We start from the raw sequence: 10,949 nt of genomic DNA on the forward strand, positions 1-10,949 counted from the left end.
ATCCGGCCGCGCCCCTCCCGGCCAATGCATCGGACCAGGATTGCACGGGTCCGTCCCGGCCACTATCCTTGAGGCGAGACACGCGCTGGCCCGCATCCAATAGGAGCGCCCCATGCCGACCGCGACCCTGGCTCCCCTGGACGAGACCATCACGATCGCGGAGCTGACGCGCGATCCCTATCCGATCTACCAGCGCCTGAGACGCGAAGCCCCCGTGTTGCGGGTCAAATCCGTGGGCCGCACGTTCCTCACCAAAGCGGCTGATACCAAATATGTGAAGGACAATGCGGCGCTGTTCTCGTCCAACGATCCGAACACGCCGATGAAGCGCGCCTTCCTCGCGCATACCTTGATGCGCAAGGATCACGACGAGCACCGGACAGAGCGCATGGCGATGATGCCCGCCCTGATGCCGAAGACGATCGAAGCCGTCTGGGAGCCGCTCTACACCAAATTCGCCGCTGATTATCTCGACCGGCTGCCGCGCGGCGAGGTCGTCGACCTCTTCCCCGCCCTCGCCGGCCCGCTGGCCGCGCGCATTCTCGCTGAAGTGATGGGCATTCCCGACGCCGGCGATGCCGACATGCAGCGTTGGTCGCAGGCCCTGATCGACGGCGCCGGCAATTTCGGCTGGACGCCGGGGCCGTTCGACGCGTCTGATATCGCCAACGCGGAGATGGACCGCTGCATCCGCGCCAACATGGAGCGCGTGCGCGCCGAGCCGGATTCGTCCGCGCTCTCCTTCATGGTGAACGCGAAGAATCCGATTCCGGACAGCCAGATCATCGCCAACATCAAGATCGCGATCGGCGGCGGCATCAACGAGCCGCGCGACGCGCTGCTGACGATCCTCTATGGCCTGCTGACCAATCCGGAGCAGCTTGCCGCCGTGCGCGAACAGGACAAATGGCGCTCCGCGTTCGAGGAAGGGGTGCGCTGGGTGGCGCCGATCCAGGCGAGCTCACGCCTCGTGATGGAAGACACCGAGATTCGCGGCTGCCTGATCCCGAAGGGCGACACCGTGATGACGATCCAGGCCTCCGCAAACCGCGACGAGGACCTGTTCGACGATGGCGAGACCTACAACGCGCTGCGCGACCCCAACCCCCACCAGGCCTTCGGCAACGGCCCGCATCATTGCGCCGGCGCCCACCTCTCCCGCCGCACCGTCGGCGCCATCCTGCTGCCGATGCTGTTCGAGCGCTTCCCCGACATGACGCTGCCCGATCCCGCGAGCGTGCGCTGGCACGGCTTCGGCTTCCGCGGCCCGCTCAATCTGCCGGTTCGGCTGCAGTAGGACCGGCCCGCGGGGCCTGCGGATGGAGCGGCGTCGCGCGAGGAGACGAGTTCGGGCGATGCTGGACTGATCGGCGACGACGTCACGATCGGCTGACGGTCCGCGATCCGGCCGTGGATCCTGCCCTGGATTCGGCCCTGGATCGGATCGCGGGAGCGGACGGCACGCTTGCTCCGGTCAAGTCGTCGCATGTCGCCACGGCGGCGTGACGCACCGAGACGATCGTACCGGGCCGGCCGGGCACGGTCGTGACCTCGGCACCGAGCTGCTTCGCCAGGGCCATGATGATACCGGTGCCGAGGCCCCCCTTTGGCCGGCCGCTCACCTGCAATTTCCCCGTTCCATTGTCCGTGACGGACAGGGTCCAGCCGGCTCCGGAGGACTCGTAGATCACGGTGATCAGCCCATTCGCGGTGTCCTCGGGAAAGGCATGCTTGAGGGAGTTGATGACGAGCTCGGTGACGATCAGCCCGAGACTTTCGGCTTCGCTCGTCGTCGCCTGGCCGTCGCCGCGGGTTTCGATCCTGGTCCGCTGCTGGTCGGCGATCATCGATTGCGAGATCGCCTGGCAGAGCCTCGCGAAATGCGGTCCGAGCGCGATCACGCCGCTGCGCGCGGAGGTGTGGAGACTCTGCTGGATGTTCGCGAACGAGATGACCCGGTCGCGGGCGTCGTCCAGGTGGCGTCGCGCCTCCTCGGAGCCGACGGAGCGTGCCTTCAACGAGATGATGCTGGCGATGATCGCCAGGCTGTTGCCGACCCGGTGCTGAAACTCCTCGAGCAGCATGTCCTTCTGACGCAGCAGCTCCTCGTTCCGGCGCGCCATCGCGCGCTCGCTGGTGACGTCCTCGAGGCCGAGCAGGATGGTCGTATGGGATCCGACTGTGTAGGACACCTGCCGGGCGTTCAGCCGTATCGCCCGGGGTCCGACGGCGGGAAAAACGTGCTCCACCTCGAAATCATGCAGCGCGCCGGTGTTGGAGAAGATCCGGCTCAGCCACGACTTCAGCGCCGGAATATTCCAGGCGCCGTCATCCAGCTCATAGAATAGTTGTCCCAGCACATCCTCGGGCGCCGCGGAGAAGGTGAGATAGAACGAACGGCTGGCGGCAATCACGCGGAGATCGTGGTCGAGGACGAGCAGCGGCTCCCGGACCGTGTCCACAATGGCTTCGGCAAGTGCGCACGCGTCAGACGCGTCGGAAAACTGCTGCTTGAACATGTGGTCCCCTCCCTACGCAACACTTCACCCCGTCACGAACGCTTCGCGCGTCCCGCCTTCAAGCGGCGAAACGAAACGCGGAGCCCGGCGGCGAGTTATGGGCAGCTGGCGATGCGGACAGAGCCGTCTGTGCAAGACAGACCACCCGCGCGCTGCACACCCCGCAGCTAGTTCTGCTGCTCCGCCTGCAGGTTGTCGTTCAGGACGGCTTGCAGCAGCGCCGGATAGACGACGATCTCGCCGTCATATTCGATCAGGCCCGCCCTTCTGAACTTGTTCATGAAATGACTGACGCGCGACCGCGTCGTGCCGATCATCTCGGCCAGCGCTTCCTGGCTGATTCTTGGAATGACCGGCAGCGGCGTTTCGTCACGGCCGTAATTGGCCATCGTCAGAAGCAGCCGCGCCAGCCGCTTTTCGCTGCTATGGAAGAGCTGGTCGATCAGGTCCGCTTCGAACCGGTCGATCCTGGCCAGCAGAAACGCGATGAACATCTCCGCAAGCTCAGGGTAGAGGCGAAGCGCTGCGATCATCGTCTTCTTGGCGATGGCGGTGACCACGCAATCCTGCAGCGCGAATGCCGAGCCGGTATGCACCGCCTGCCGCGTCAGACAGCCTTCGCCAAGAAACTGCCCGGCATCGACGATGCCGATGACCGCTTCCTTACCGACGTCGTTGACGACGGTCAGCTTGATCTTTCCCTGTTGGAGAAAGAACAGGACGTCGGCCGGATCGCCCTGGGCGAACACGCTTCCCCCCTTGGGAACCCTCAGGACCTTCTGGCCCGGGCAAACCTTGTCGAGAAAGGCCTTCGGATCAAATCTGGCGAGGTTCGAACTCGGCACAGCCCCCATCCCGCTCGATGGACATGTTGATGGACATGCCGAACTTTACGGTGGAAACCTCCTCTCGCTTTGCGCTAGATCAATCTGCTTATCATCCTCCGATTGAGCTTTCGGCGAGGCCGGGGCGCCGCGAGCGCCATTCTGCAATCGATGCGAGACCTTCCATGCGATGTCGCCACTCACACGATGGAGGATGCTCACGGCGGAGCCGCCTCGAACGAGAGACCGACGTGCACCAGACCCCGCGCGTTCGACCATCTCCTCAGCGCGAACCGACCGAGCGAATGAGGCCTCACCGCATCCTCGCGGTCGTTCATCCGTGGTGATCGACCACCTGTTTGGGTTGCACGGACCAGGCCGCGGGCGTGTCGTCGCGGTCGGCTGCGGCCGCAGCCGCCGTCGCCCGCACCTTGCCGGGCGCGTGATGCGCCGGCGCATAGATCGCATGGACCTGCATCGGCGTCGGGCCGATGTTGGTGATGTTGTGCCAGGTCCCGGCCGGAACGAGCACGCACCGGCCGTTCGACACCGTCTGGTCGAATGTCAGCCTGTCCTTCGCGGGCCCCATCTGCACCTGGCCGCGGCCGGCATCGAGCCGCAGGAACTGATCGGTTTCCGGATGCGCCTCCAGGCCGATGTCGCCGCCGACCGGAATCGACATCAGCGTCACCTGCAGATTAGCGCCCGCTCCAGGCGACCGACCGATAATTGGCATTGTCCCGGGTCGCCCGCTCGATGTCGAACGCCTGCGGCTGCGGCCCGATGTCGGTGATCTCATCAGCAAGCACATCCATCACGGATCTCCCACCCGGCGGCATTGCCGGCAAACCGTCCCGCCACGGGTCTAGCGATGATCCCGAAGCTGATCGGACACCGCCTCCTTGCCGAAGGCGTGGTCGAGCGCGCGCTCCAGCTTGTGGACCGCGCCACGCACGGCCTGCTCCATGAAGCTGTCCTGATGCGCCGCGACGATCGGCTCGCCGCCGTCACGGTACACCTCGATCTTGCAGCTCTTGTCATCGTGACTGGGCTTGTGGCTCACCGCGTCGCTGAGCTGCACGTCGATCCGCCTGACCTGATCCTCATAGCGATGGAGCACCGCATGAAGCGACGCCTTCACGTCCTGCGACAACTGCTCACCGCCCTCGACGTTTCCATCGACCCTGACGTCGATCAACATCCGTGTCTCCATCAGGTGAAGCGTCAAACGTCGCAGGATGGAATTCGCGATCATGATCGGCTCCCCGGCATGGTCGTCATCCAGGCTTCGACGTCGCCGCACGGCACGCGACGCCATGACACGTCATTCGCGGGCGGCGGCCACGACTGGACGCCCCGTGATACAGCGGGTCTGAAGCGACGCTTGATCCGCCTCGGGCCTTTCAGGCGCGGCGAAGCGGCCGTTCAAGCGCGTCTCCCAATGTCTCCCGCGACCAGACTGCCAGAGGCGAACGCGAGCGGCTGATCAATATTGCTCAGTCAACCCCGGAGAATCAGGCGCAACTTGCGGCGACCCAACTTTCGAGTCTGCACCGGAGATGGGACGATGGATTGTCCGATCACATTTCGCTGCCCCCAGACCGGGTCCGAGGTCGATGCCATCCTGCACCAGCCGAAGGACGACTGTCGGTTCGAGACCGTGACCTTCGAGACCGTGAGCTGCCCGGCCTGCACGAGATTTCACTTCATTCACGCCATGACCGGCGCGCTCATTCCTCCGACCCTGCTGGGCCCGGCGAACTGGACGCCGTAGCGGCGGGCTCGAAAGGCGAACGTCCCGTCTCGCACATTCCTGTGCGGAGGCCGTTGCCGCGGCATCAACGAGCCGCGCGACGCGCTGCTGACGATCCTCTACGGCCTGCTCACCAATCCGGAGCAGCTCGCCGCCGTGCGCGCGCAGGACAAGTGGCGCTCCGCGTTCGAGGAAGGCGTGCGCTGGGTGGCGCCGATCCAGGCAAGCTCGCGCCTGGTGATGGAGGACACCGAGATCCGCGGCTGCCTGATCCCGAAGGGCGACACCGTGACGACCATCCAGGCCTCCGCCAACCGCGACGAGGAGCTGTTCACCGACGGCGAGACCTACAACGCCCTGCGCGACCCCAACCCCCACTAGGCCTTCGGCAACGGCCTCCACCACTGCGCCGGCACCCACCTCTCCCGCCGCACCATCGGCGCCATCCTGCTGCCGATGCTGTTCGAACGGTTTCCCGAAGATGACGCTGCCGGAGCCCACGGGCGTGAAGTGGCATGGGTTTGGGTTTCGGGGGCCGCTCAATTTGCCGGTTGGGCTGCAGTAGCGGCGCGAGGGGCGTTCTGCTGCGTGTTGCCCCAGCGCACTTGATCCGATCGCGGGTTGATTAGGATCTTGGTCCCCACAGCGTAGCACGGAATCCGCCGGACTTGGAGTGCACCTGGAAAGTTCTTCTTAATACGACGAACGCCGCATCCAGATTAAGAGCTTCACGCTTTGCGTACCGTCCAACCTCTTGGGATGTGCAGCAATGCGTCATCGTGAACGTTTTGCGTGTAGGTGACTTTAAGGAGCCGCTTGGGTACGATAAGATCTTCCGACAACAGCCGCTCCAACCGCGACGATTTGACTGTCGTGTGCACCCTCTTGCCCTCCGTGTCCAGTGAGGGCTCGTCGTCATCCCTAAGCACGTTTGTTCCGCTCACATAGATTGCGTCGACCCGCAGCTCTCCTTTCTTCATTTTGATCGAGACGGTAACCGCTAGCTCATGCCCCTTTCCCGGAATCGTGAAGAAATTCCCGCCGGCAGCAACGAGGGCTTCTGCGATGAAATCGAAACTGGCCTTGAGTTCTGGGAATCGCTGCAACTCGAAAACTTCATCGAATAGATTTCCCTTAATGTCCTTGCGCAGCTTTCCCTTAGAATCGAAGAAGATTTCGAAGAGCACGCCGTCGAGTAGCGCCTTTCGCTTGCCACGCTTGAATCCGTTCGTCTGCTGCATGAAGTTCTTCACGAACTCTACGGCTGCCGCCGCGCTTCCGCAGGCAGCCTGGTAGATGTTGCGGCCAATGACGAATAGGTTCTCTTCGAACGCTCGGTTTGCCGTCGAGGCGTCCAGTTCTCTTAGGGCAGGATTTTGCGCATACCAATTGTGGGACTTGAGGCCCGCAATGATTCGGTGGGACTTCTTGGCTTCATTGATCACGAAAAGCCCATCCGCGAGCGCCGAACCGTCGTACTCGTCGATCAATGCGCCGAGACTCAGATTGAAATAGAATTCGCCAGAAAGCGACGTGTGCTCCCAACTCGTCTGCTTGCCAGCGCTGGCGGCCGCGATCGTGTTTCGCACCCGCTTGAACATCACCTCGATCGAGCAATCGGGCGTTTCGATATGTTGCAGTAGCGCGGCCGTATAGGTACCGTTCCGACCGACTCCATCGTAAGCGACCTCACCCGGCGAGGTGGCGAAACCGATGATGGTGCCTTTGGGGGCATAGACGGAGGCGAGGCCCCGCGAAGCCGGTCCACGATGCCATTTGCGTTCCCAGGGGTTGCTACGACACGCGTCCAGAATGATGATTCTCGTGCTCGCTTGCGATTTGGCCATCGCGTCGACGACTTTGTCGAGCGAAAGCGAACTGAATTTCGCGTCATCCTCCGTTTCCGCGTCAGTATCGACAGCTAAGAGATAGTTCACGCCGTCAATTTGGATTCCGTGGCCGGCAAAGAAGAAGAGGGCCACTTCGTAGCTATCTAGCGTCTTTCGGAACGCTTTCAAATCAGTATCCATCTCCTTGTAAGTGCGATCTTTGGCAACCACGACGTCGAAACCGTATTGCTTCAGCTTCCCGCCAAGATCCGCCGCGTCATTTATGGGATTCTTGAGATCTTCTCCGTCGGGGTACGCGGAGTTGCCGATCAGCAGCGCGACCATACTCCGTTTCAACGCGAACCTCCCATTTCCAGCACCGACAGCGCCCGTAGGCTATGGCGCCTACATTACGGTACACATCCAATCCGGACACGAATCAAGATCGTTGAACCCTGCAGCGAAGCCAAGACACGGCATCAACTGTACTCCCATCGTAATTCGTTCGATGAATATCAGGCGCTCGTCTCAGATGTAGAACTTGAACGGCAGCGGCGCATGCGGCGTTATCGGGCCAGCCGTGAGTATCTCGCCGACCAAATCCGCGAAGCGCAGAGTCACAGGCAATCCGTCGCAAAACTCGGCCGCGTTGAAGTTCAGTTTCGTCAACGACATCACATCCCGCATGACCTGCTCGATGTCCGCCGCCCCCCGCCGAATCTGCACTGACAGCGGATTCGGCACCTCCCGCCCCGGATAGGTGCGCAGACGCGGAATATAGCCGCGCGTCCAGAGATAGCCCGACGTCGCGGAAGTCACGACGGCCGTCCCCCGCAGCACGGCGTTTGCTCCGTAGCGAAAGACCTTAATGTCTGCGTTATCGCGGATCTGGACCCCGACCAGCCTCGTGGTATGCGGGACGGCACTGGCGAATCCCGCCCACTCCTCCGCGTCGAAGTTGGTCTTGCCGTGGATAAAGAGCTCGCTCGGTGGCGCGCCGTGATTGTCCTTGTACGCGCGGACGATCATCTCCATCAGCTTCGCTGCCTGATCCTGATCGAGATGAAAGGCGTCTTTGGTCTCCGAGTACCAAGGACCCACGGCCCCCCGGAAAACGAGACCGTCTCCGGATCCAAGGAACATCTGCGCCCCGCAGCACGCGTTGTCGCGTCCGCTGGGCCGATCGATCCGCTTGAACACCAGACCGACGTAACATACTCCATCGCGCAGATCGGCGAGACGCCAAGGGCGGGCGCCGATCTTGTAGTAGCTGGTCGTCGAGAGATTCCAGGCGATGGTCGCGGGATCCTGCATCCGCGCTTTCGCCTTCTCAGTGGGCGGATCGAGGGTAGCTTCCTTGACCACCTGGATCACCTGTCCAGTGTCCATCAGGCGCGCTTTCAACTGGTTATGAAAGTTCAATTCATATTCGTAGACCGCCGCGGCCTGCATCTCCTCCAAAAACATAGATCCCTGGGTGAGGATCGCGCGCGCCGCCTTCATCCCGAGTTTGCGCGTTCCAGGCGTCCGAAGCTTGACGGGAACGGTCGATAGAGGTCGCCCGTACTTGTAGACGTCCTCGGGTACGACAGCGAACCACAACTGGGGACGCGCCTCTTCCTCGCGGAGATACTTCCGCAGCGCCTCTTCGTAGAGCGCGACCGCGGAATAGATGGCCTGGTGCCTGTCCGCGTCGAGGATGCGGCGGCTGAGTTCGGCGGCGTCGATCATGCACGTCGCGAACGGCCTGCTCGGCCAGGCGGCTCCATAGACCGCCTCGAAGCCGGGCCACACGAACGTGTTGGCGTCGTTGCGCTTACGATTCGGTGCCGGCGGCGGCACATCGATGAATTTCTCAATCGATGCGATCCACTTCGAATACTTCTCAAGGCCAGCCGGCGTTGCGATCACGCCGACGTCCATCCGCGCGGGGTTATGGCCCGAGGCTACTGGTCCGAACAGGAAGAGACCATCTTTCGGATGCTCGGCGCACTGATCATGCCCGAAGGACAGTCGGGGCTCGTCGATGTGGATCGCCCGCCAGTCCGCTATCATTCCTCGTCCTCGATGTCGTCATCAGCATCGTCCGCGTCGTCGGGCTCTTCGGGCTCGCTTTCCGCGTCGGCAACGTCCAGATCGAACCGCATGCGCATTCCAGCCGTCAGCTTCAATCCGTCGCCGGCTATGGCCCAACTGCGATGCTCTCCTATCGGGACCAACACGCTCTCGGAGCCGGCGCCGAAGAATTCAAAGAAGGCCTGCCAGAGCGGCCGCCAGACGTGATTGAACCAGCTCTTGCAGAAGCGCCGCCGCAACTTCGTCATTTCGGCCGCGTCCTGCAGCGGCTCCTTGCCGTCCCGGCTGAAGACAACGTAGGGACGTAGCCTCACCGTAGGCGTTTCGTCCAATCGGACCACTGCCCGCATGCCGAGATGCCAGTAGGCCTTGAGCACCTTGCTCTCACCGACGACCTGCTTGTATGTCCTCTTGCCCTTCGCGTTCGTGTAATAGACGCGGTCGTCAGGCAGCAGATCCTTTGGGAAGAACATAACGGTGCCGGCAGACGCCGCGTAGAGAAGAAGCCCCCGGGCGGCAAGATGGGCCTCGAACGATTCCCGAAGCATCCGGACCGCCCAGGCGTTAGCGTCGCGCCGGCGCGGCCCGACCGGATCGGTCAGCCTATCTTCGAGAAAGTCAGCGAAGCTCGCGTCCCCGCGGAGCGAGACGGTCAGTTCCGGCGGCAGATGCTCCTGGATTTCGCGCGCTGCGGCGAAGCTCACCAGTAACCGGTTGTGCATGGCATGCGGGTGTGGCAGCATCCCGAGCGACTGTTCGAACTTCTTGTTCTCGCCGTGGTATTCGTAAAATGAGATCTCCTCGGGCAGACGGACGATCGGCATGACGCTAGTGAGCAGGGGCTCTTCGCCTCGTTCGACGACTACGTCGGATCGCACCGAAGCCTGGCGCCACCGATCAAATTCCGCCGACAGGTCAGTCACCACACGCGGCACGCCGGCCTTGGTTAGCGTGTCGACGAGCACCGCGAGCTTGGCGCCCCACCCAGTCGTGAAATCGATCACATTGAGCCGGTGGATCTGAATCGGCAGGTCGCTGAACGCGATGTCGTCGATCCGAACGGGTATGATGAACTCTGGGTCGTTGAGAGACTTCTTGATAGCGTCCGCCACGGATATCTCGTTCTGGACCCCGCTGCGGTTCGGATCGCAACTCGTCTTCGAGACAACGAACACGACCTTGAGTGTCCGCTTCCGTAGGGCGTCCTCGATACTGGTCCAGAAGGGCGTCCCCCCGGCGAGGTCGAAAATATCAGCCCACACCTTGTAGCCGAAACCTGTCAACCTGGTCCCGAGCCAACGGACGAACTCGTTGTCGTCCGGCGTGGCATGACTGATGAAGATGACGTCACGCTCGGACACGTCGACGGCTCCGTCCTGCCCTTCGGGTGCGCGACGTGCTGCGCCGCTCGAGCACCTCGCGCGCCGTCCTTTCAAGCATCTCGGAGGCGGTCACGTTCTCCTCCGCCACAGCTACCTTAGTGGCGCTGACGTCGCGGTCATGACGAATTGGCGCTCTTCTTCCATGCGCGACGGCGGCTTTCGCCTCTCGTTTCTTCAGACCTTTTTTCTCGCCGGCCTCAGCCATCCACTCCTCGACCTCCGCCCGGCGGCGCGGCCGCCTACCGACTCGTATCCACAACGTAAGGTACACGGCAGGTCGGTGCGCGACCAGATATTCTCGATACCAAGGAATGATATCGATATCTAAGTCATAGATACTACGGTGACAGCGCACTCAACTCACTTTCAGGCATAGACTCGATCGCCAGCCCTTTTCTCGACTCGGCTCGACGAGCCCGCATCCCACCCATGCCCAAACTGCCCGTCGTGCCAGTTTGTCGCATTCCGTCGGGCAAATCCGGCCTTGTGCCGTCGAGGCTGGGCAAGAACTCAGTGTTCACGGTAAGATTTGGGGGCATGACGAATCGGCCGTTCAAGAGCGGCGA

Annotated in this window: 9 protein-coding genes and 1 pseudogene; 3 read left to right on the plus strand and 7 right to left on the minus strand. The window is 62.5% G+C overall.

Annotated features, from left to right (window positions below; all coding sequences use genetic code 11):
• The first annotated feature begins 112 nt into the window (after nucleotides 1-112).
• On the plus strand, nucleotides 113-1,297 hold the full coding sequence (locus tag QX051_RS23640; RefSeq protein ID WP_315777775.1) for a cytochrome P450: 1,185 nt from the start codon (nucleotides 113-115) through the stop codon (nucleotides 1,295-1,297).
• 82 nt (nucleotides 1,298-1,379) lie between these two features.
• On the opposite strand, the gene QX051_RS23645 is transcribed toward QX051_RS23640, so the two are convergent.
• The 4 genes from QX051_RS23645 to QX051_RS23660 form a co-directional block, all read right to left on the minus strand.
• Nucleotides 1,380-2,519: a sensor histidine kinase gene (locus tag QX051_RS23645; protein WP_315777776.1), complete on the minus strand. Its 1,140-nt coding sequence runs from the start codon at nucleotides 2,517-2,519 to the stop codon at nucleotides 1,380-1,382.
• 167 nt (nucleotides 2,520-2,686) lie between these two features.
• Nucleotides 2,687-3,373, minus strand: coding sequence for a Crp/Fnr family transcriptional regulator (locus QX051_RS23650; protein WP_315777777.1), 687 nt, complete (start codon nucleotides 3,371-3,373; stop codon nucleotides 2,687-2,689).
• A gap of 304 nt (nucleotides 3,374-3,677) precedes the next feature.
• A complete protein-coding gene (locus QX051_RS23655) occupies nucleotides 3,678-4,025 on the minus strand; it encodes a cupin domain-containing protein (protein WP_315777778.1) in 348 nt (115 codons plus the stop codon).
• A 183-nt stretch (nucleotides 4,026-4,208) separates the two neighbouring features.
• Nucleotides 4,209-4,598, minus strand: coding sequence for an HPF/RaiA family ribosome-associated protein (locus QX051_RS23660; RefSeq protein ID WP_315777779.1), 390 nt, complete (start codon nucleotides 4,596-4,598; stop codon nucleotides 4,209-4,211).
• Nucleotides 4,599-4,910: 312 nt separating this feature from the next.
• On the opposite strand from QX051_RS23660, the gene QX051_RS23665 reads away from it, so the two are divergent.
• Nucleotides 4,911-5,117, plus strand: a complete 207-nt coding sequence (locus tag QX051_RS23665) for a hypothetical protein (RefSeq protein ID WP_315736291.1) — start codon at nucleotides 4,911-4,913, stop codon at nucleotides 5,115-5,117.
• A 60-nt stretch (nucleotides 5,118-5,177) separates the two neighbouring features.
• Nucleotides 5,178-5,661 (plus strand): annotated as a pseudogene (locus QX051_RS23670) (cytochrome P450); the annotation flags it as partial.
• Nucleotides 5,662-5,824: 163 nt separating this feature from the next.
• On the opposite strand, the gene QX051_RS23675 reads toward QX051_RS23670, so the two are convergent.
• The 3 genes from QX051_RS23675 to QX051_RS23685 form a co-directional block, all read right to left on the minus strand.
• Entirely contained in the window at nucleotides 5,825-7,270 is a 1,446-nt protein-coding gene (locus tag QX051_RS23675; protein WP_315777780.1) for a caspase family protein, read from the minus strand.
• A 183-nt stretch (nucleotides 7,271-7,453) separates the two neighbouring features.
• The gene (locus QX051_RS23680; protein ID WP_315777781.1) at nucleotides 7,454-8,980 is read right to left on the minus strand and encodes a hypothetical protein; all 1,527 of its coding nucleotides are present in this window, start codon (nucleotides 8,978-8,980) and stop codon (nucleotides 7,454-7,456) included.
• Complete coding sequence (locus tag QX051_RS23685) at nucleotides 8,977-10,362, minus strand: toll/interleukin-1 receptor domain-containing protein (protein ID WP_315777782.1); 1,386 nt, start codon at nucleotides 10,360-10,362, stop codon at nucleotides 8,977-8,979. The genes QX051_RS23680 and QX051_RS23685 overlap by 4 nt, the downstream gene beginning before the upstream one ends.
• Between the last annotated feature and the right edge of the window lie 587 nt (nucleotides 10,363-10,949).

The sequence above is a fragment of the Bradyrhizobium sp. SZCCHNR1053 genome, from assembly GCF_032381235.1.
In the GTDB taxonomy this organism is placed as follows: domain Bacteria; phylum Pseudomonadota; class Alphaproteobacteria; order Rhizobiales; family Xanthobacteraceae; genus Bradyrhizobium.